The sequence below is a fragment of the Streptomyces sp. NBC_00223 genome (assembly GCF_036199905.1).
In the GTDB taxonomy this organism is placed as follows: domain Bacteria; phylum Actinomycetota; class Actinomycetes; order Streptomycetales; family Streptomycetaceae; genus Actinacidiphila.
On sequence record NZ_CP108109.1, the window covers coordinates 4,485,234 to 4,505,098 of the forward strand.

Genomic DNA, 19,865 nt, shown 5'->3' on the forward strand with positions numbered 1-19,865 from the left:
GGCGCCTCTCTGGAGGACCCGGGAGGTGCCCGCGCACGCCTCCCGCGCGCCGAAAGCCACCACGTACGCCCCCCAGGCCCTGGCGCGAGCCCCCGACAAGCCCCCGAGTGCCCGACGCGAGCCCCCGAAGCCCCGCCCCCGCGCCCGGGCGTGAGCCCCCCGCGCCCGCTCCCGGGCCCGAAGCCCCGCGCCCGCGCCCGCTCCCGGGCCCGAAGCCCCGCGCCCGCGCCCGCTCCCGGGCCCGAAGCCCCGCGCCCGCGCCCGGGCCCGGAGCCCCGCGCCCGCCCCCGACCCCCTACCCCCCGACCCCCTACCCCCCGACCCCCTCCGCCACAACCCCCGCCGCCTCCGGCGCCCGCACGGAGTCCAGCAGCAGCTGCGCGACATCGACCACCTGGACCGACTCCTTCGCGGTGCCCTCGTTCTTCCTGCCGTTGACGGAGTCGGTCAGCATCACCAGGCAGAACGGGCACGCCGTCGAGACGATGTCCGGGTCGAGGGAGAGCGCCTCGTCGACCCGCTCGTTGTTGATGCGCTTGCCGATCCGCTCCTCCATCCACATCCGGGCGCCGCCCGCGCCGCAGCAGAAGCCGCGCTCCTTGTGGCGGTGCATCTCCTCGTTCCGCAGCCCCGGCACCTTGGCGATGATCTCGCGCGGCGGTGTGTAGACCTTGTTGTGCCGGCCCAGGTAGCAGGGGTCGTGGTACGTGATCAGGCCCTCGACCGGGGTGACCGGGACGAGCCTGCCGTCGTCGACCAGGCGCTGGAGCAGCTGGGTGTGGTGGATGACCTCGTACTCGCCGCCGAGCTGCGGGTACTCGTTGGCGATGGTGTTGAAGCAGTGCGGGCAGGTGGCGACGATCTTCTTCGACGCCTTGGGCTTGCGGCTGGACGGGTCCTCGTCGTCCTCGCCGAAGGCCATGTTGAGCATGGCCACGTTCTCCTGGCCGAGCTGCTGGAAGAGGAATTCGTTTCCTAGGCGGCGAGCCGAGTCACCCGTGCAGTTCTCGTCGCCGCCCATGATCGCGAACTTCACGCCCGCGATGTGCAGCAGCTCGGCGAATGCCTTGGTGGTCTTCTTGGCCCGGTCCTCGAGGGAGCCCGCGCAGCCGACCCAGTACAGGTACTCGACCTCGCTCAGGTCCTCGATGTCCTCGCCGACCACCGGCACCTCGAAGTCGACTTCCTTCACCCACGCCAGGCGCTGCTTCTTCGGCAGGCCCCACGGGTTGCCCTTCTTCTCCAGGTTCTTGAGCATCGTGCCCGCCTCGGAGGGGAACGACGACTCGATCATCACCTGGTAGCGGCGCATGTCCACGATGTGGTCGACGTGTTCGATGTCGACCGGGCACTGCTCGACGCAGGCGCCGCAGGTGGTGCACGACCACAGGACGTCCGGGTCGATGACGCCGTTCTCCTCCATGGTGCCGATCAGCGGGCGCTCGGCCTCGGCGAGCGCGGCCGCGGGCACGTCCGCGAGCTGCTCGGGGGTCCCGGTCTCCTCGCCCTCGGCGTTCTTGCCGCCGCCGGCCAGCAGATAGGGCGCCTTGGCGTGCGCGTGGTCGCGCAGCGACATGATGAGCAGCTTGGGGGAGAGCGGCTTGCCGGTGTTCCAGGCGGGGCACTGCGACTGGCAGCGGCCGCACTCGGTGCAGGTGGAGAAGTCGAGGATGCCCTTCCAGGAGAAGTGCTCGACCTGGGAGACGCCGAACTGGTCGTCCTCGCCCGGGTCCTCGAAGTCGATCGGCACTCCGCCGCTGACCATCGGCTGGAGCGGGCCGAGCGCGACCGGGCCGGTGGCCTCGCGCTTGAACCAGATGTTGAAGAACGCGAGGAAGCGGTGCCAGGCGACACCCATGTTGGTGTTCAGACCGAGCACGATCGCCCAGATCATGGTGACGCCGAGCTTGATCATCGCGGTCGCGTAGACGATGTTCTGGAGGGTGCCGATGTGCAGTCCGCGGAAGGCGGCCACCAATGGGTACGAGGCGAAGTACGCGGCCTCGTAGTGGCCGACCCCGTGCAGGGCGCCCTCCAGGCCGCGAAGTGTGAGGATCGCCAGTCCGATGATCAGCACCACGTATTCGACGAAGTACGCCTGCCAGGCCGTCGAACCGGCGAAGCGCGACTTGCGGCCCGCGCGGGAGGGCAGGTTGAGCAGCCGGATCACGATCAGGGTGAGGATGCCGAGTGTGGTGAAGGTGGCGATGAACTCGGTGTAGACCTCGTACGGCAGCCAGGTCCCGATCGCCGGGAGAATCCAGTCGGCCTTGAAGAGCTGCCCGTACGCGTTGACGATCGTCAGGCCCAGGGTGAGGAAGCCGACCGCCACGAACCAGTGGGCGACGCCGACGATCCCCCACTTGTTCATCCGGGTGTGGCCGACGAACTCCCTGGTCAGCGTCTTGGTGCGCGCTACGGGATCATTGCGGCGGGCACCCTCGGGCACCGGCTGGCCGAGCCGCACGAACCGGTAGATCCGCGCGACGGCGCGGCTGATCAGGGCGACACCGACCGCGGTGAGGACCAGCGACACGATGATCGCGGCGAGTTGCATGAGGGCTCCTCGGGCCTGCACGAGCTGAGGCGTATAAAGGTACTAAGCGGTAACTTAATCTGGTCTTGGCTGGAGGTTACCCGGGAACAGCGGGCCCATAAAGGCGCGTCACTGGTGATCTGTGTCGCGCGTCGCACAGCTTGCGGACAGCATGGGTACGGCGGCCGCGGCGGCTTTCGTACGGCGGTCGCTCGCCCTCCGGCCCCATGCGGGTCCCTGTCGGCGGCCACATCGGGACCTCGGCCGTCCCTCGCGCCCCCGCCGCCCCTTTCGCCTCCTGGCGGCGAGCCGCCCGACGGGTTGAGGGCGCGTGATGCGTCCCTGTCACGCCGCTAAGTTGAGTCCATCCGACTCATGTCAATTGACTTGGCGCTCCCACTGAGGCAGTCTTGAGTCAGTTCCACTCAAGTCAGCAGGAGGATTCACCATGGCACGTGCGGTCGGCATCGACCTGGGCACGACTAATTCCGTCGTCAGCGTTCTCGAAGGCGGCGAGCCCACCGTCATCACCAACGCAGAGGGCGCCAGGACCACGCCGTCCGTCGTCGCCTTCGCCAAGAACGGCGAGGTGCTGGTCGGCGAGGTGGCCAAGCGCCAGGCCGTCACCAACGTCGACAGGACCATCCGGTCGGTCAAGCGCCACATGGGCACCGACTGGAAGATCAACCTGGACGGCAAGGACTTCAACCCGCAGCAGATGAGCGCCTTCATCCTGCAGAAGCTCAAGCGGGACGCGGAGTCGTACCTGGGTGAGAAGGTCACCGACGCGGTGATCACCGTCCCCGCGTACTTCAACGACTCCGAGCGCCAGGCGACCAAGGAGGCCGGCGAGATCGCCGGCCTGAACGTGCTGCGGATCGTCAACGAGCCGACCGCCGCCGCGCTGGCGTACGGGCTCGACAAGGACGACCAGACGATTCTCGTCTTCGACCTCGGCGGCGGCACCTTCGACGTCTCGCTGCTGGAGATCGGTGACGGCGTCGTCGAGGTGAAGGCCACCAACGGTGACAACCACCTCGGCGGTGACGACTGGGACCAGCGCGTCGTCGACTACCTGGTCAAGCAGTTCCACTCCGGCCACGGCGTGGACCTGGGCAAGGACAAGATGGCCCTCCAGCGGCTGCGCGAGGCTTCGGAGAAGGCGAAGATCGAGCTCTCCTCGTCCACCGAGACCTCCATCAACCTGCCCTACATCACCGCGTCGGCCGAGGGCCCGCTGCACCTGGACGAGAAGCTGACCCGCGCCCAGTTCCAGCAGCTGACCGCGGACCTGCTGGAGCGCTGCAAGACCCCGTTCCACAACGTCATCAAGGACGCCGGCATCCAGCTGTCCGAGATCGACCACGTGGTCCTGGTCGGCGGCTCCACCCGGATGCCCGCCGTCGCCGAGCTGGTGCGCGAGCTGACCGGCGGCAAGGACGCGAACAAGGGCGTCAACCCGGACGAGGTCGTCGCCATCGGCGCGTCGCTGCAGGCCGGTGTGCTCAAGGGCGAGGTCAAGGACGTCCTGCTGCTCGACGTCACCCCGCTGTCCCTCGGTATCGAGACCAAGGGCGGCATCATGACCAAGCTGATCGAGCGCAACACCACGATCCCGACCAAGCGCTCCGAGATCTTCACCACGGCCGAGGACAACCAGCCGTCGGTCCAGATCCAGGTCTACCAGGGCGAGCGCGAGATCGCCGCGTACAACAAGAAGCTCGGCATGTTCGAGCTGACCGGTCTGCCGCCGGCCCCGCGCGGGATGCCCCAGATCGAGGTCACCTTCGACATCGACGCCAACGGCATCATGCACGTGGGCGCGAAGGACCTGGGCACCGGCAAGGAGCAGCGGATGACCGTCACGGGTGGCTCCTCGCTGCCCAAGGACGAGGTCGACCGCATGCGCCAGGAGGCCGAGCAGTACGCGGACGAGGACCACAGGCGCCGCGAGTCCGCCGAGACCCGCAACCAGGGCGAGCAGCTCGTCTACCAGACCGAGAAGTTCATCGCGGACAACAAGGACAAGCTTCCCGACGACGTCAGGTCCGAGGTCGAGACCGCGATCGCCGACCTGAAGGAGAAGCTCAAGAACGAGTCCACCGACGGCGACAACACCGCGGCGATCCGCGAGGCCACCGAGAAGGTCGCGGCCACCAGCCAGAAGCTCGGCCAGGCGCTGTACGCCAACACGCAGGCCGAGGGCGCGGGCGCGGCCGGACCGGGCGCGGGTGCCCAGGCCGGTGAGCAGTCCGCCGCCGACGACGATGTCGTGGACGCCGAGATCGTCGACGACGAGAAGAAGGACGGTGCCGCGTGACGGAGGAGCCGAAGGGCTTCGAGGAGCCCGACGTCCCTTCCGAGGCCGCCGACAAGCCGGAGTCCGCCAAGGACACCGGGTCCGCCGACGAGGCGGGCCCGGCGGGCCCCGGCGGGGACGACAAGGAGCTGATCGCCCTGCGGGCGCAGCTGGACCAGGCGCGCACGGCTGTCGGCGAGCGCACCGCGGACCTCCAGCGTCTTCAGGCCGAGTACCAGAACTACCGCCGCCGAGTGGAGCGGGACCGGGTCGCCGTCAAGGAGATCGCGGTCGCCAACCTGCTCACCGAACTGCTTCCGGTGCTGGACGACATCGGCCGGGCGCGGGAACACGGCGAGCTGGTGGGCGGGTTCAAGTCGGTCGCGGAATCGCTGGAGACCGTCGCGGCGAAGCTGGGCCTGCAGCAGTTCGGCAAGGAGGGCGAGCCCTTCGACCCGCTGGTGCACGAGGCCCTGATGCACAGCTATTCGCCGGATGTCACGCAGACGACATGCGTGCAGATCCTTCAGCCGGGGTACCGCCTCGGTGAGCGCAATCTGCGGCCCGCCAGGGTCGCGGTCGCCGAACCGCAGCCGGGCACCCAGGCCACCAAGGGTGACGAGTCGGCGGATTCGGCGGATCAGGCGGACGACGAGGAGACCGGTGGCCCGGACGAGGGCTGACGGTGGGGAAGTGACGGAGAGGAGGGACGTCGAGGATGAGCGTCAGTAGGGACCTGCTCGAAAAGGACCTGTACAAGGTCCTCGGCGTCCCCAAGGACGCCACTGACGCGGAGATCAAGAAGGCGTACCGGAAGCTCGCCCGCGAGTTCCACCCGGACGCCAACAAGGGCGACGCGAAGGCCGAGGAGCGCTTCAAGGAGATCTCCGAGGCCAATGACGTCCTCTCCGACACCAAGCGGCGCAAGGAGTACGACGAGGGCCGCGCGCTGTTCGGCAACGGCGGATTCCGCCCGGGGCCGGGCGCGGGCGGCGGCACCGGCGGCTTCAACTTCGACCTGGGCGACCTCTTCGGCGGCGCCCAGGGCCCCGGCGGCACGACCACCACGGGCGGCCAGGGCGGCGGCTTCGGCGGCGGTCTCGGCGACGTCTTCGGCGGGCTGTTCAACCGCGGCGGCGGGGGCACCCGGGTGCAGCCGCGCCGCGGTCAGGACATCGAGTCCGAGGTGACGCTCAGCTTCACCGAGGCGGTGGACGGGGCCACGGTCCCGCTGCGGATGTCCAGCCAGGCACCCTGCAAGGCGTGCTCGGGCACCGGCGACCGCAACGGCACCCCGCGGGTCTGCCCGACCTGTGTCGGCACCGGGCAGGTCTCGCGCGGCGGCGGTGGCGGCTTCTCCCTCACCGACCCGTGCGTGGACTGTAAGGGCCGCGGTCTGATCGCGGAGAACCCGTGCGAGATCTGCCACGGCAGCGGCCGGGCGAAGAGCTCGCGCACGATGCAGGTCCGTATCCCCGCCGGGGTCACCGACGGGCAGCGGATCAGGCTGCGCGGTAAGGGCGCTCCCGGTGAGCGCGGCGGGCCGGCCGGTGATCTGTACGTCGTCGTGCACGTCGGACGGCATCCGGTCTTCGGCCGCAAGGACGCGAATCTCACCGTGACGGTGCCGGTCTCCTACGCCGAGGCGGCGCTCGGCGGCGAGATCAAGGTGCCGACCCTCGGCGGTCCTTCGGTCACGCTGAAGCTGCCCGCGGGCACGCCCAACGGCCGTACGCTGCGCGCCCGCGGCAAGGGCGCGGTGCGCAAGGACGGCTCCCGGGGCGATCTGCTGGTCACCGTCGAGGTGACGGTGCCGGCGAAGACCGAGGGCAAGGCGCTCGACGCGCTGGAGGCGTACCGGGAAGCGACCGCGGAGTTCGACCCGCGGGCGGAGCTGTTCAAGGCCGCAAAGGGAGCGTGAACGGATGAGCATCGACGGCCGTGTCGGGGGTGGCGGCCCCCGCGGACCCCGCGGTCCCGGCGGGCGCAACCCGTACCAGCTGACCGAGGAGTCCCCGGTCTACGTCATCTCGGTGGCGGCGGAGCTGTCCGGGCTGCACCCGCAGACACTGCGTCAGTACGACCGCCTCGGACTGGTCTCCCCGGACCGCACGGCCGGCCGGGGCCGGCGTTACTCGGCCCGTGACATCCAGCAGTTGCGCGAGGTCCAGCGCCTCTCGCAGGACGAGGGCATCAACCTGGCGGGTATCAAGCGGATCATCGAACTGGAGAACCAGGTCGCCGCGCTCCAGGCCCGGGTCGCCGAGTTGTCCGCCGCCGTCGAGGGCGCCGCCGCTGTCATCCAGCAGCGCGAGGCGGCCGTCCACGCGTCCTATCGTCGCGATCTGGTTCCGTACCAGGACGTCCAGCACACCAGTGCTCTCGTCGTCTGGCGGCCGAAGCGCGACGGCTGACGTCGGCGCCTTCTGCCGCGACCGCTCGCTCACACGCGAAGACCGCCACCCGATCGGGTGGCGGTCTTTTCGCGTCCATGGGTGCGATCGGTGGCCTGCCGGCGGGGACAGGGCCGGTGCTCCCGGGACGGGTGACCCCCGGTATCCGGTCGGCCCCACCCCATGGGGCAACGCCCCAAAGGGGCGCGAGGAACTGCGCGCGCAACCACACACCGGCCGGTGGCCCGGATACGACCGCAAGGGGCTGGGCCGGCGGCCACGTGCCCGCACACCGTGGCCGGCCGCGCAGTTCCTCCCCCAGGCTTCGCCCGGGGGTACCCCCAGCACTCCTAACGGGGCCGCCCCCACCAGCCGGCACCCAAGAACACCCGGCGAGGCCGGCACCGGACCGGTCGGCGTGACACCACGGATCGCGGCCGGGGCGCGGGTCGCGCGGCCCCCGGCCCGGCCGGACGGCCCGCCGCCGCCCGGCCGGGAGGGCCGCCGTCGGTCACGGCCCGTAAAAGCGGCCCCGCTCAGGCGTTGCCCATGGCCCGGGTGAGCGCGATCTCGATGACGATGCGGTCCGGGTTCGGCTGCGGGGTGCGGTCGTAGCGCTCGGCGTAGCGGCGTACGGCGTCGGCGATGCGCTCGGGGTCCTCCGAGACGGTGGCGAGCCCTTCGAGCGTGGCCCACTTGCCGCGTTCGACCTGGCAGACGGCGACCGGAGCGCCGGCCGGGCCCGCCGCCCGTACGTGCGCGGCTTTCGCGCTGCCGGTGTTGGTGATGACCCGGGCGAGTCCGGCCTCCGGGTCGTAGGTGACGCCCACCGGGACGACGTGCGGGGTGCCGTCGGGGCGGTGCGTGGTCAGGGTGCACAGGTGGTACTCACGCCAGAACGCGAGATAGCCGGGCTCGGGGGAGCGGGGGTCACGGGGTGCCATGGGGACGACGGTAGCCCAGCCCCCACCGGGCCCGGCAGCCCGGCCCCAGCCCCCACCGGGCCCGGCAGCCCGGCCGCTGTCGGCCACCCGCCCCCGCCGCCGGCCCCACCCGTCGAACCCGGTGACCCCGGCAAACCCGTCGAACCCGGTGACCCCGGCGACCCCTCACCCCAGCCGCACCGGCAGCGCCGCGACACTGTTCCCGATGAACCCGGGCAGCGGCGGCAGCTCGTCGTCCGGCACGGCGAGCGTGAGCCCCGGATGGGCCGCGTACAGCGAGCGCAGCGCGATCACCGCTTCGAGCCTGGCCAGCGGCGCGCCCAGGCAGTAGTGGGCGCCGTGCCCGAAGGACAGATGCCGGGTCGCGGGCCGGGTGATGTCGAAGCGGTCGGCGTCGGGGCCGTACTCGCGCGGGTCGCGGCCCGCGGCGGCGTATCCGGCCAGTACAGGGACCCCGCGCGGGACGGTGACGCCGTCCACGACCAGGTCGGTCGTCGGGTAGCGGAACGGGAAGTTGGCCACGGGGCTGTCCCAGCGCAGCGTCTCCTCGACCACCGCGTCCCAGGACACCTCACCCGCGAGGACGAGCGCGAGCTGCCCGGGGTGGCCGCACAGGGCGCGTACCGCGTTGGTGATCAGGTTGAGGGTGGTCTCGTGCCCGGCGACGATCATCAGCAGCAGGGTGCCGGTCAGCTCCTCGTCGTTGAGCCGTTCGGCGCCGTCGTTCCGGTCCTCGTCGCGGGCGGCGATGAGCGCGCTGGTCAGATCGTCACCGGGGGCGGCACGGCGGTCCTGGACGACCCGGGCCAGTACGGCGTGGATCTCGCCCTGCGCGGCCATCGCGTCCTCGGCGGTGTTCGAGGTGCTGACCAGCCGGTGGGTGAGCGCGTGCAGCCGGTCGCGGTGGGCGAGGTCCACGCCGAGCAGCTCGCAGATCACCCCCATGGGGAGCGGATACGCGAAGTGCAGCCGCAGGTCCACCACGCCGTCGTCATCGGTACGGCCGGGCAGCGCGGTGAGCAGGTCGCCGGTCAGCTGCTCGATCCAGGGGCGCATCGCGGCCACCCGGCGCGGGGTGAACGCCTTGGTGGCCAGACCGCGCAGCCGCCGGTGGTCGTCACCGTCGGCGGTGGTCATGCCGTTGACCAGGGCGAACGCGTTCAGCTGCCATTGCCGCGGAATGCGGCCCTCCTGAAAGGCGGCGAAGTGGCGGGCGTTCTTGGCGACCTTCGGATCGGCGAGGAAGTCGCGCAGCTCCTGGTACCGGGAGATGATCATTCCGGGGACGCCGGCGGGCAGCAGCACCGGGCAGGCGGCCCCCGCCTCGCGCAGAGCGTCGGCGTCGGCGTGGACGGCGGCGCCGGACGGGTCCATGGGGTGCGCAGATGTCATGGGAATCCTCACGAGCGGCGGACGTACGGCTACGGCTGCGGAGGTGCGGTGAACGGCGCGGGGGGAGGGTTCAACTCAGGTCATACCCGGCAGAGTTGAGGCACGCATTCTCGCACCGCCGCCCTGAGTTCCTCAACGTTCATACAAAATTCCGCAGAACACGCCGTACGACCCTCCTGTTCGGCCCCCCAATCCGACTTGAGTGGAATAGACTCAACTTGCTTCATGTTGCTGCAAGCAGGTCTACGGCAGGCGGTGGATCGAGCCGCCGGCCCCTGTGACGAAGGAGGAACCGACCCCCGTGGAAGCCGAGCTGACCAACAAGAGCCGGGAAGCGCTGAACGCCGCCAACGCCCGGGCCGTCTCCGAGGGCAACCCGGACCTGACGCCCGCGCATCTGCTGCTCGCCCTGTTGAGCGGCACGGACAACGAGAACATCCTCGACCTGCTGACCGCCGTCGGCGCCGACCCGGCGACCCTCGCGGAAGGGGCCGAGCGGCTGGTCGGGGGCCTGCCCAAGGTCCAGGGCTCCACCGTCGCACCCCCGCAGGCCAACCGCGACCTGCTCGCCGTGATCGCCGACGCCTCGCAACGGGCCGAGGAGCTCGGCGACGCCTATCTGTCCACCGAACACCTGCTGATCGGGATCGCCGTCAAGGGCGGCCCGGCCGGCGACCTGCTGTCCGGCCAGGGCGCCAAGGCCAAGGCGCTGCTGTCGGCCTTCGAGACCGCCCGGGGAGGGCAGCGCGTGACCAGTCAGGACCCCGAGGGCACCTACAAGGCGCTGGAGAAGTACGGCACGGACTTCACCGCCGCCGCCCGCGAGGGCAAGCTCGACCCGGTGATCGGCCGTGACCAGGAGATCCGCCGCGTCGTCCAGGTGCTCTCGCGCCGCACGAAGAACAACCCGGTGCTGATCGGCGAGCCCGGCGTCGGCAAGACCGCCGTCGTGGAGGGCCTGGCCCAGCGCATCGTCAAGGGCGACGTGCCCGAGTCGCTGCGCAACAAGAAGCTGGTCGCGCTCGACCTCGCCGCCATGGTCGCGGGCGCGAAGTACCGCGGCGAGTTCGAGGAGCGGCTGAAGGCCGTGCTGGCCGAGATCAAGGAGAGCGACGGCCGGGTCATCACCTTCATCGACGAGCTGCACACCGTCGTCGGCGCGGGCGCGGGCGGCGACTCCGCGATGGACGCGGGCAACATGCTCAAGCCGATGCTGGCCCGCGGCGAGCTGCGGATGGTCGGCGCCACCACCCTGGACGAGTACCGCGAGCGGATCGAGAAGGACCCCGCCCTGGAGCGCCGCTTCCAGCAGGTGCTGGTCGCCGAGCCCTCGGTCGAGGACACCGTGGCGATCCTGCGCGGTCTCAAGGGCCGCTACGAGGCCCACCACAAGGTGCAGATCGCGGACTCCGCGCTGGTCGCCGCCGCGACCCTGTCCGACCGCTACATCACCTCCCGCTTCCTGCCCGACAAGGCCATCGACCTGGTGGACGAGGCCGCCTCCCGGCTGCGGATGGAGATCGACTCCTCCCCGGTCGAGATCGACGAGCTCCAGCGCTCCGTGGACCGGCTGCGGATGGAGGAGATGGCGATCCAGGACGAGACCGACCCCGCCTCCGTGCAGCGCCTCGACAAGCTCCGCAGGGACCTCGCCGACCGCGAGGAGGAGCTGCGCGGTCTCACCGCCCGCTGGGAGAAGGAGAAGCAGGGGCTGAACCGGGTCGGTGAGCTCAAGGAGCGCCTGGACGACATCGACACCCGGATCGACCGCGCCCAGCGCGACGGCGACTTCGAGAGCGCCTCCAAGCTGCTCTACGCCGAGAAGCCCAAGCTGGAGGCCGAGCTGGCCGAGGCCACCCGCGAGGAGGAAGAGGCCGCCGCCAAGGGCCCCTCCCAGAAGATGGTCAAGGAGGAGGTCGGCCCGGACGACGTGGCCGATGTCGTCGCCGCCTGGACCGGCATCCCCGCCGGACGGCTGCTGGAGGGCGAGACCCAGAAGCTGCTGCGGATGGAGGAGGAGCTGGGCAAGCGGCTGATCGGCCAGACCGAGGCCGTACGGTCGGTCTCCGACGCCGTACGCCGCTCCCGCTCCGGCATCGCCGACCCCGACCGGCCGACCGGCTCCTTCCTCTTCCTCGGCCCCACCGGCGTCGGCAAGACCGAGCTGGCCAAGGCACTGGCCGACTTCCTCTTCGACGACGAGCGGGCCATGGTCCGCATCGACATGAGCGAGTACGGCGAGAAGCACTCCGTCTCCCGGCTGGTCGGCGCCCCGCCCGGATACGTCGGCTACGAGGAGGGCGGCCAGCTCACCGAGGCGGTACGCCGCCGGCCGTACAGCGTGGTGCTGCTGGACGAGGTGGAGAAGGCGCACCCCGAGGTCTTCGACGTGCTGCTCCAGGTGCTTGACGACGGACGGCTCACCGACGGGCAGGGCCGTACGGTCGACTTCCGCAACGCGATCCTGGTGCTCACCTCCAACCTCGGCAGCCAGTACCTGGTCGACATCACGCTCAGCGAGGAGCAGAAGAAGGAGAGCGTGCTGGAGACGGTCCGCGCGTCCTTCAAGCCGGAGTTCCTGAACCGGCTGGACGACATCGTGGTCTTCTCCGCGCTCAGCCGTGACGAGCTGCGCCGGATCGCCCGGCTCCAGACCGACCGGCTCGGCAAGCGGCTCAAGGACCGCAGGCTCACCCTGGAGGTCACCGACTCGGCGCTCGACTGGCTCGCCAGGGAGGGCAACGACCCGGCGTACGGCGCCCGGCCGCTGCGCCGCCTGGTGCAGACCGCGATCGGCGACCCGCTGGCCCGGGCGATCCTGTCCGGCGAGGTGGTCGACGGCCAGACCGTACGGGTGGACGAGGCGGTCGACGGTCTGATCGTCGGACCGGCCACCGCGCCCGACCTCACGAAGTAACGGCGGCACGGGCGGGACCCCGGACGTACACGACAGCGGTGTGCGGCCGGGGTTTCCCCACGCGGGTGCGGATGAGAGAGGATGGCAGGGAGACGTCACGAAGGGACTTCACGGTGAGCATCGACCCGTCCTCGATTCCGAATTTCGGGGGCCAGCCGGACCCCGAGCCGACCGGACCCGCCGGCAGCGTGGTCATCCCCGACCAGGACCTGGTCAAGCAGTTGCTCGAACAGATGGAGCTGAAGTACCTCGTCGACGAGGAGGGCGACCTCGCGGCGCCCTGGGAGGAGTTCCGCACCTACTTCATGTTCCGCGGCGAGGGCGGCCAGGCCGTCTTCGCGGTCCGGACCTTCTACGACCGCCCGTACTCCGTCGACGACAAGCCTCATCTGCACGAGGTCATCGACGAGTGGAACCAGCGGACCCTGTGGCCGAAGATCTACACGCACACCGACGACGAGGGCAATGTCCGCCTCATCGGTGAGGCGCAGATGCTGATCGGCATGGGCGTCAACCTGGAGCACTTCGTGTCCAGCACGGTCAGCTGGATCCAGGCGTCGATCGAGTTCAACAACAACTGGATCGGCGAGCGGCTCGGCCTGGAGAAGGACGCCGACAGCAGCGACGACAGCGGTGACGACGACGGCGGGGACGACAAGTCCTGAGCCGTCGCACTCACGTCTTCCGGGCGCCCGTGGTCTCCACCGCGGGCGCCCGCGGCGTTTCCCGGGCCCGGCCCTGTGCGACCCTCAGCCCCGCGCCGGGGGCAGCGCCAGGGCGCGGTAGTGGGTGGTGAGCACACCGTCGTCGAGCAGGTGGAAGGCCAGGGCGGGCGGCAGCTCGGTGCTCGTCGCGTACCGGTCGCCGACCTCCCAGGGCAGCAGCACGGTCGAGGTGACCCCCGGGGCGGCCCGCAGCGGCCGGCCGGCGAAGGTCGTCGCGGCCGCCGTGTGCGCGTGGCCGCACAGCACGGCCGCCACCCGGTCGTGCGCCCGGACGACCGCCTCCAGCCGCTCCGGGGAGCGCAGCCGGATCGCGTCGAGGGCCGGCATGCCGAGCGGGGCCGGCGGATGGTGGAGGGCGAGGAGCGCGGGCCGGTCGGAGGCCGACAGCTGCCGCTCCAGCCACTCCAGGGTGGCGTCGGCGAGCTCGCCCGAGGGATCGCCGGGCACCGAGGAGTCGAGCAGCAGCAGGTCGACGCCCCCGATCTCGTACGCCTGGTTGACCGGCCCGGCCCCGGCCCCGGCCCCGGCCCCGTCCGCGCCGAGCAGCCCGCGGCGGAAGGCCGTCCGCTCGTCGTGGTTGCCCGGGCAGAACAGCACGGGGAGGTGTGCGCCGAGACCGGCGAAGAGCTCGACGGCCGCGGCGTAGTCGGCCGGGTCACCGGCGTCGGTCACGTCACCGGTGATCAGCACCGCGTCCACCTGGTGGAGCAGCCCGGCGAGGTGGTCGCGGACGACCCGGACACGTTCGGTCGCGCCGGCGTCGCCGCGCAGATGCAGATCGCTGAGGTGGGCCAGGGCGAACACGACTCTCCTTGTCCGGCCTACGGTCCGGCCCGCCGGCCAGGGGGTACGGCTCGGCGGACGCGGCCGGGGGCCCGGTGGTTCAGCGGTCCGGGGCGACGCGCGGCGGACCGGCACCCCCGGCGGTCCGGAAACGGCGGCTCAGTCAACCTCGTAGAAACCGTCGCCGTCCAGGTAGCGGGCGGTGGCGTAGTCCCGCAGGAGCACGGCCCGCGACGGGTGCAGCAGATGCACCAGCATCGGGTACGTGAAGTCGTTGACCGTACGGTGGATCCGGTCGCCCGGCCGCACCCGGGTCAGCGTGCCGTGGAAGCTGGGCAGGGCGCTGAGTTCGTCCAGCTTGGGGTAGGCGCGCAGGGTCCCCGCGCGCGGCGAGACCATGTTGACGCAGATGGCGTGCTCGCGGACGCGGTAGTCCTCCTTGGCGCGCTCGGCGAAGCCGGTGGGGTCGGTGTAGGCGTCCACCGTCCATGCCAACTGGCTGGCCCCGATGGCCGCGTCGACCAGCACCGGCAGATCGGCGCCGCAGATCCGGGAGGCCGTCTCGATCAGCCGCGGGCCGTCCTCGGTGAGCTTGACCTCGGTGTGCGCGGGGCCGTTGCGGATGCCGAGGGCGTCGAGCACCGCGCTGACGTACTCCACCAGCTGGTCCTGCTCGGGCCCGCGCCTGGGCAGTAGATGCGAGCCGCCGAGCAGGTCGCGGACGCCGTTGACGTTGAGGTGCCGGGTGGAGTGGACGTCGGTCACGTAGTGCACGCCGTCGAGGCTGACGGTGTTGACGTAGTACTCGACGCCCAGCAGGTACTCCTGGGCGACGACGGCGTTGTTGCGCAGGTCCAGCGCGCTGTCGGTGCCGATCAGCGCGTCCAAGGCGGCGAGCACCCCGGCTTCGTCGTCGCAGAAGTGCACCCCGTCGTTGCCCGCGCTTTTCACCGGCTTGACCACGACCTGGCCCGCGCCCGAGGCGGCGTACCAGGCCGCCAGTTCGTCGCGGTCGGTCGCGAGGAGCTGCGCGGCGCCGGGCAGGCCCGCCGCCTTGATCTGCTCGACCATCCGGAACTTGTCCCGCCGCGGCTCGCTGCGGGCCGTGCCGTTGGTGCGCAGCCCCATGGCCTCGCTGAGCCGGTCGGCCAGCTCCACCCCGCTCTCGATCCCGGCTATCACCGCGTCCGGCCGCAGCCGGGCCAGGGCGCCGACGGTGTCGGAGAGTTCACCGCGGTGCACGACGTGGTCGCCGAAGTCGTCCGGGTGGAAGGTCGCCGCGTACACGGCGGGGACGCTCGGCGCGCTCTGCACATGGACGCAGCGGTAGCCCCTGGCGTGGAAGAGCGGGGCGAAGTAGCGGGCCGTGGAGTAGGCGTCCACGATCGCGACGACGCGGTTCGGGCTCATGTGGCGGGTTCCTGTCTGTACGGGGTCGGTCGCGCGCCCGGGGCCTGCGCGCGTCCCGGGGGCTCGTCGAGGGGCGGGTCAGGCCGGGGGCGCCGCGGCGGCCCGCCCAAGGGGACCACCGCCGGGAACGCCGCCCGGGACGCCGCCGGGCGCACCGGCAGGAACGCCGCCCGGCACCGCGTCGAGGCTGAGCCGGGAGGCCACCGCGGACGTCGAGCCGGTGTAGCGGCCCGCGTAGTCGGTCGCCTCGCCCTGCATGTTCCAGAACGCGAGCTTGCCGATGATCATGCCGGGGTAGAGCCGGACCGGGGCCGCCACCCCGATCTCCAGCGTCCAGGGGAACACCGCGCCGCTGTGGCCCAGCGGCGCGGAGAACTGGATCCACACCCCCAGGGTGGACACCGACCGGCAGGCGTAGAGCGTGGCCGCGTAGTGCGGGCTGCCCATCGCCTCCATGGTGCCGCCGAGGTAGAACGACCCGGGTTGCAGCACATGGCCGTCGTCGTCCATGACGACGGTGGTGGCCGGGCACTTCTCCCGGGCGTCGATGATGTTCTCGTCGTACCACAGCAGTTCGCGCGAGAGCCGGAACCCGTAGCTGTTGGGCTCCAGGCGCTCGGGGTCGTAGTCGTCGATGTGGATACGGCCGGCCCGTACTTCCCGGTCGATCTCCTGGCCGGTGAGGATCACAGCCAGCTCCTCAGCAGACGGTGGAGCGCGTCGGACAGCGCGTCGAGCGACCCGCTGTTGTCGAGCACGGCGTCGGGCTCGATGAGGTCGAGCCGGGCGGTGGAACGGTCCGCCCGGGTCAGGTCGCCGCGCCCGGCCAGCCGCCGGGCGCGCACCTCGGGGTCCGCGGTGACCCGCAGCACCCGGAAGCCGTGGGCGCGCAGCGTCACCGCGTCCACGTCCGGGTCGCGCAGGTCGTCGTTGACGACGATGTCGGCGTCGACCTCCGCCAGCCGGGTCAGGAAGTCGGCGGCGAGCGCGTCGGGCCTGATCCGGCGCAGGGTGTCGGCGAGCTGTTCCAGCAGCACCTGGTCCTGCGCGCCGGGGGCGAGTTCGGCCCCGGCCCGCCGGTAGATCTCGGCCTGGAGGTCGTAGAGCGGCTTGGCGAGTTTGACCACGGCGTGGCTGAGGCCGTGGTCGTCCGCGAAACTCTCCACCAGACCGGCCGTGGTCGACTTGCCGCAGCCCGACAGGCCGATGACGGCCAGCCGCAGTGCGGAACGCTGAGCGGACACGCGAGCTCCTGTTCGCTATTCGGCCTCCGCGCCGGTCCGCACCCGGTCGAGCACCGCGTCGACGTCGATGTCGAGGGTGCCGCGCAGCCGCACCATCGGGGTGTCGGCGAGGTCGTGGCGCAGCTGGGCGAGGGAGGCGTAGAAGGAGGTGTAGTCCGGCACCAGGTAGGACTGCCAGGTGAAGAACGTGGTGTCGGCCTGCCGGTCGATGATCTTGTTCAGCTGGGCCCAGCGCTCGTTGTCCTCGGTCAGCGCCCGCACGCGCAGCGGCTCGCCCGGACGCACCTGGGGCAGCAGCAGCGCGGCGAGCCGCTTGGGCTCCGCGGAGAACTCGGCGCCGAGCCAGGACTCGAAGACATCCGGATCCATCAGCAGCTTCTCGCCCACCGGCCGCCGCTCGACGTCCGGCGCGACGCTGCGCCGGACCAGATCGGTGAGCCGGGGGTCGGCGAGTATCGTGCCGACCCCGACGTACGGGTAGTCGCGCCACGGGTGGACCAGCACCTCGCCGTCGACCCGCTCGCAGAAGAGCTTGTCGCCGGTGAAGTAGCGCCAGCCGGGGTCGCGCAGCGCCGAGAGCAGCGTGGTGGTCTTGCCCGCGCCCTTGGGACCGGCGATGGCCACCGCGCTGTCCTTGTCGCACACGCCCGAGGCGTGCAGGACGACCGTGCCGCGCGACTCCTCGTGCCGGATCACCAGATCCCGCAGGAAGTCCAGCACCTGCACGGTGGAGTCCGGGGTGATCCGCAGCCCGAACACCGGGTCGGTCAGCGCGTCCAGCGGCGCGTCCAGGTAGGTCGCGCGGTTGATGTAGTGCCTGCGCCCGTCCCGGTCCACCACATGGGCGTCGAAGGTGAACTCCTTGGCGGTGCTGCGCCGGATCTCGGACTGCTCGACCGTCCACACCCCGGGGTCGACATCGCTGTCCGGGTCGTACGCGTGCACCGCGACGGTGAAGGTGACCGCCTGCCGGGGGTCCGGCGCGAACAGGCCGCGGAAGAAGCGGCGTACGGGCGCGAACGCCTCCTCCGCCGCCGCGTCGACGTCGATACGGAGTGTGGTGCCGAGGAAGTTCAGATATTCGGTCACGGGGTCTGCGCCTCCGGGTCGTGGGCCGCGGCGCCGGCGACGCCGCGCACCAGGGAGTCGGCGAAGGCCCGCAGCGACTGCGTCCACATCGGGTCGAGCAGCGGCGCGAGACCGTCGACGCCGAGATGGAACTCCAGCGCCAGGTCCAACCGCCCGCCGTCGAGCGACCAGGCGCCCCGCAGTTCGGCCAGGTCGCCCGTCACCTGTTCGAAGTCGAGCCGGTCCGGGCCGCGCGGCCTCGTGGTCTGCTCCCACTCGACCTCGCTGCCGTTGAGCAGGACCCGCCAGTGCTGTCTGCCGTCGGGCCCGGGCGCCACGGCGAGCACCTGGTCGCACACGGCGGGCAGTTCCGTTCCCGCCGTCAGCAGCGACCACAGCCGGTCGGGATCGACCCCGGGCGCGGTGGTGTGCGCCCGCACGGCGCGCATGTCGGTCATCTTGGCGTTCACGCGTCCTTCATGAAGGGGGTGAGCAGGCCGACGTCCAGACCGGCCGAACGGGCCAGCTCCGCCCACACGCGCAGGGTGCGCAGCATGTCGCGCTGGCCCTGCGCGACCAGCCGGTCGGGCAGTTCACCGGGGAAGCCGGCCAACAGCCGCTCCCAGAGCGCGAAGACGGACTCGACCGCGCAGTCGTCGCCGCCGAACTCCTCGTCCAGGCCGAAGATCTCGGCCAGTTCGGCGCCGGAGGCGTCCACCAGCTCATGCGTGCCGTACTCCAGCGCGAGCGCCAGACAGTGGGCGTCGGCCACCGGGGTACGGCCGGCGAGCCGGTTGTCGATGTCGGCGAGCTGTTCGAGAAACCTCAGCTTGGCGGCCTGCTGCATCTGCGGCTGCGCGGCGCCGCCCTCCAGGTCCTCGGCGTAGGCCCGGCCCTCCGCGAGCATCAGCCACGCCACCGGCAGCCAGACGGCCACGGTCTCGGCGCTGCCCCTGCCGTGGCCGCCGCGCAGGCCCGGATACACCGGCACCCGCTCGGCGGTGGTGGTGTCGGTCACGGTCACGCTGTGCCCTCCTTGTCGTCGGACTTGTCGTCGAACGGCTCGTACGCGATCCGGGCGGTCGCGACGCCCGCCCGGATCGCGCGCAGCGCCGTGGCGGCGGTACGGGCGTCGAGCGAGGCGAGGTCCGCCAGGGGGACCGGCGCGGCGGGCGGCGGCCAGTCGCCGGTCACCAGCAGACTGCGGTCGCCCGCGGAGACCATCCCGGAGCCCGGCAGGAAGGGGTGGTACTCGGCGTCGTCGGCCGGGGTGACGGCGACCGTGATCGACGCGGCGGCGCCGGTGGCCCGGGCGGCGTCGGTCAGCAGACCGGCGTAGGTCCCGGCGAGCGGCGAGCGGTGGTCCGGGCGCAGCGCGTCGGAGACGGTGGTACGGGCGTCCTCGATGCCGGCGGCGAGGGCCCGGTAGCGGTCGTCGTGCCAGAGGTTCCGCCGGGCGAACCTGACCCAGCGCAGCACGTACCACTTGCGGGTGGTGTAGACGTCGCCGTGCAGCGAGAGCACACAGTCCATCAGGTGCAGCAGGACGTTGTAGGCGTAGCCGACGCGGCCGCGCCTCTCCCCGGCGGCCTCGGCCAGGCACAGATGGGCCGTCTGCTCGGCCGCGGTCTGAAGCGCCGCGCGGGACCAGATCAGGGCCAGCGCGGGCAGCGCGGACAGATAGGGGGCGCGGCCGTCGAGGGTGACGCCGTTCACGATCCGCTCGGTCTGCTTGCGGCGGGGCTCGTACCGCTTGTCCCAGCCGCGGAAGCCCGCCACGACCTCGGCGGGGGAGGCGCCGGCCAGCTCCGTCAGCGCGTCGAGGTTGCGCTTGACCTCGGCGGCGGAGAAGGACACGACCTCCAGGTGGTGGCCCCGCTCGAAGATCTTCGTGGAGATCCGCGGCCCGGAGATCCCGGCCTCCTGCACCCGGATGAAGTCCAGGTCGCTGGTCGGGTTGGCCAGGCCGTGCACCGGTGAGCTGGTGAGCAGCAGTTCGCCGGGGCCGACCCGGTCGAGCATGAAGGCGCCCAGGTCACCCGGGTCCAGCTCCCGTTCGGCCAGGAAGGACGACACCGCCTCCCACCGGGTGGCGACGAGTTCGGCGGGAGGTATGGGCAGCAGGGCTTCCAGCACCGTGTTTTTCATGGTTGT

The 19,865-nt window shown here is 71.4% G+C and carries 17 protein-coding genes; 6 read left to right on the forward strand and 11 right to left on the reverse strand.

Features of this window, described 5'->3' with window-relative positions; genetic code table 11:
* Window positions 1-310: 310 nt before the first annotated feature.
* A complete protein-coding gene (locus OHA30_RS18935) occupies window positions 311-2,557 on the reverse strand; it encodes a (Fe-S)-binding protein (RefSeq protein WP_328915042.1) in 2,247 nt (748 codons plus the stop codon).
* A gap of 427 nt (window positions 2,558-2,984) precedes the next feature.
* Between OHA30_RS18935 and dnaK the strand changes: the two genes are divergently transcribed.
* From dnaK to OHA30_RS18955, 4 genes are read left to right on the forward strand one after another with little or no spacing between them, the layout of a single operon-like run.
* Window positions 2,985-4,856, forward strand: coding sequence for a molecular chaperone DnaK (gene dnaK / locus OHA30_RS18940; RefSeq protein WP_328915043.1), 1,872 nt, complete (start codon window positions 2,985-2,987; stop codon window positions 4,854-4,856).
* Window positions 4,853-5,518 (forward strand): nucleotide exchange factor GrpE, encoded by a 666-nt coding sequence (gene grpE, locus OHA30_RS18945; RefSeq protein WP_328915044.1) that lies wholly within the window; start codon window positions 4,853-4,855, stop codon window positions 5,516-5,518. Before dnaK ends, grpE begins: the two co-directional genes overlap by 4 nt.
* A gap of 35 nt (window positions 5,519-5,553) precedes the next feature.
* Window positions 5,554-6,756: a molecular chaperone DnaJ gene (gene dnaJ, locus OHA30_RS18950; protein WP_328915045.1), complete on the forward strand. Its 1,203-nt coding sequence runs from the start codon at window positions 5,554-5,556 to the stop codon at window positions 6,754-6,756.
* Between the two features lie 4 nt (window positions 6,757-6,760).
* Window positions 6,761-7,249 carry a heat shock protein transcriptional repressor HspR gene (locus OHA30_RS18955; protein ID WP_328915046.1) on the forward strand — a complete coding sequence of 163 codons (489 nt, stop codon included), beginning with the start codon at window positions 6,761-6,763 and terminating at the stop codon, window positions 7,247-7,249.
* Between the two features lie 515 nt (window positions 7,250-7,764).
* On the opposite strand, the gene OHA30_RS18960 is transcribed toward OHA30_RS18955, so the two are convergent.
* Entirely contained in the window at window positions 7,765-8,172 is a 408-nt protein-coding gene (locus OHA30_RS18960) for a pyridoxamine 5'-phosphate oxidase family protein (protein ID WP_328915047.1), read from the reverse strand.
* Window positions 8,173-8,337: 165 nt separating this feature from the next.
* On the reverse strand, window positions 8,338-9,564 hold the full coding sequence (locus OHA30_RS18965; RefSeq protein ID WP_328915048.1) for a cytochrome P450 family protein: 1,227 nt from the start codon (window positions 9,562-9,564) through the stop codon (window positions 8,338-8,340).
* Between the two features lie 301 nt (window positions 9,565-9,865).
* Here OHA30_RS18965 and clpB point away from each other — a divergent pair, with 301 nt between their 5' ends.
* Together clpB and OHA30_RS18975 are read left to right on the forward strand one after the other, a co-directional pair.
* On the forward strand, window positions 9,866-12,481 hold the full coding sequence (gene clpB / locus OHA30_RS18970; protein WP_328915049.1) for an ATP-dependent chaperone ClpB: 2,616 nt from the start codon (window positions 9,866-9,868) through the stop codon (window positions 12,479-12,481).
* A gap of 113 nt (window positions 12,482-12,594) precedes the next feature.
* On the forward strand, window positions 12,595-13,146 hold the full coding sequence (locus OHA30_RS18975; RefSeq protein WP_328915050.1) for a YbjN domain-containing protein: 552 nt from the start codon (window positions 12,595-12,597) through the stop codon (window positions 13,144-13,146).
* 84 nt (window positions 13,147-13,230) lie between these two features.
* On the opposite strand, the gene OHA30_RS18980 is transcribed toward OHA30_RS18975, so the two are convergent.
* The 8 genes from OHA30_RS18980 to OHA30_RS19015 form a co-directional block, all read right to left on the reverse strand.
* A complete protein-coding gene (locus tag OHA30_RS18980) occupies window positions 13,231-14,010 on the reverse strand; it encodes a metallophosphoesterase (RefSeq protein ID WP_328915051.1) in 780 nt (259 codons plus the stop codon).
* A 138-nt stretch (window positions 14,011-14,148) separates the two neighbouring features.
* Window positions 14,149-15,399, reverse strand: a complete 1,251-nt coding sequence (locus OHA30_RS18985; protein WP_328915052.1) for an ATP-grasp domain-containing protein — start codon at window positions 15,397-15,399, stop codon at window positions 14,149-14,151.
* 78 nt (window positions 15,400-15,477) lie between these two features.
* Window positions 15,478-16,089: a dCTP deaminase gene (locus tag OHA30_RS18990; RefSeq protein WP_328915053.1), complete on the reverse strand. Its 612-nt coding sequence runs from the start codon at window positions 16,087-16,089 to the stop codon at window positions 15,478-15,480.
* Window positions 16,086-16,643 (reverse strand): hypothetical protein, encoded by a 558-nt coding sequence (locus tag OHA30_RS18995; RefSeq protein WP_328915054.1) that lies wholly within the window; start codon window positions 16,641-16,643, stop codon window positions 16,086-16,088. The genes OHA30_RS18990 and OHA30_RS18995 overlap by 4 nt, the downstream gene beginning before the upstream one ends.
* A 15-nt stretch (window positions 16,644-16,658) precedes the next feature.
* Entirely contained in the window at window positions 16,659-17,732 is a 1,074-nt protein-coding gene (locus tag OHA30_RS19000; protein WP_328915055.1) for a hypothetical protein, read from the reverse strand.
* Window positions 17,729-18,181 (reverse strand): SRPBCC family protein, encoded by a 453-nt coding sequence (locus OHA30_RS19005; RefSeq protein WP_328915056.1) that lies wholly within the window; start codon window positions 18,179-18,181, stop codon window positions 17,729-17,731. The genes OHA30_RS19000 and OHA30_RS19005 overlap by 4 nt, the downstream gene beginning before the upstream one ends.
* Window positions 18,178-18,735 carry a DUF6031 family protein gene (locus OHA30_RS19010; RefSeq protein ID WP_328915057.1) on the reverse strand — a complete coding sequence of 186 codons (558 nt, stop codon included), beginning with the start codon at window positions 18,733-18,735 and terminating at the stop codon, window positions 18,178-18,180. Before OHA30_RS19010 ends, OHA30_RS19005 begins: the two co-directional genes overlap by 4 nt.
* Entirely contained in the window at window positions 18,732-19,859 is a 1,128-nt protein-coding gene (locus OHA30_RS19015) for a DUF6001 family protein (protein WP_328915058.1), read from the reverse strand. Before OHA30_RS19015 ends, OHA30_RS19010 begins: the two co-directional genes overlap by 4 nt.
* Window positions 19,860-19,865: the final 6 nt, after the last annotated feature.

Bases quoted from the DNA above. Each gene is read 5' to 3' on its own strand.
- dnaJ (WP_328915045.1), top strand. From the start codon at position 5,554: ATGAGCGTCAGTAGGGACCTGCTCGAAAAGGACCTGTACAAGGTCCTC.
- OHA30_RS19015 (WP_328915058.1), bottom strand. From the start codon at position 19,859: ATGAAAAACACGGTGCTGGAAGCCCTGCTGCCCATACCTCCCGCCGAA.
- OHA30_RS18935 (WP_328915042.1), bottom strand. From the start codon at position 2,557: ATGCAACTCGCCGCGATCATCGTGTCGCTGGTCCTCACCGCGGTCGGT.
- OHA30_RS18955 (WP_328915046.1), top strand. From the start codon at position 6,761: ATGAGCATCGACGGCCGTGTCGGGGGTGGCGGCCCCCGCGGACCCCGC.
- OHA30_RS18985 (WP_328915052.1), bottom strand. From the start codon at position 15,399: ATGAGCCCGAACCGCGTCGTCGCGATCGTGGACGCCTACTCCACGGCC.
- dnaK (WP_328915043.1), top strand. From the start codon at position 2,985: ATGGCACGTGCGGTCGGCATCGACCTGGGCACGACTAATTCCGTCGTC.
- OHA30_RS18960 (WP_328915047.1), bottom strand. From the start codon at position 8,172: ATGGCACCCCGTGACCCCCGCTCCCCCGAGCCCGGCTATCTCGCGTTC.
- OHA30_RS18965 (WP_328915048.1), bottom strand. From the start codon at position 9,564: ATGACATCTGCGCACCCCATGGACCCGTCCGGCGCCGCCGTCCACGCC.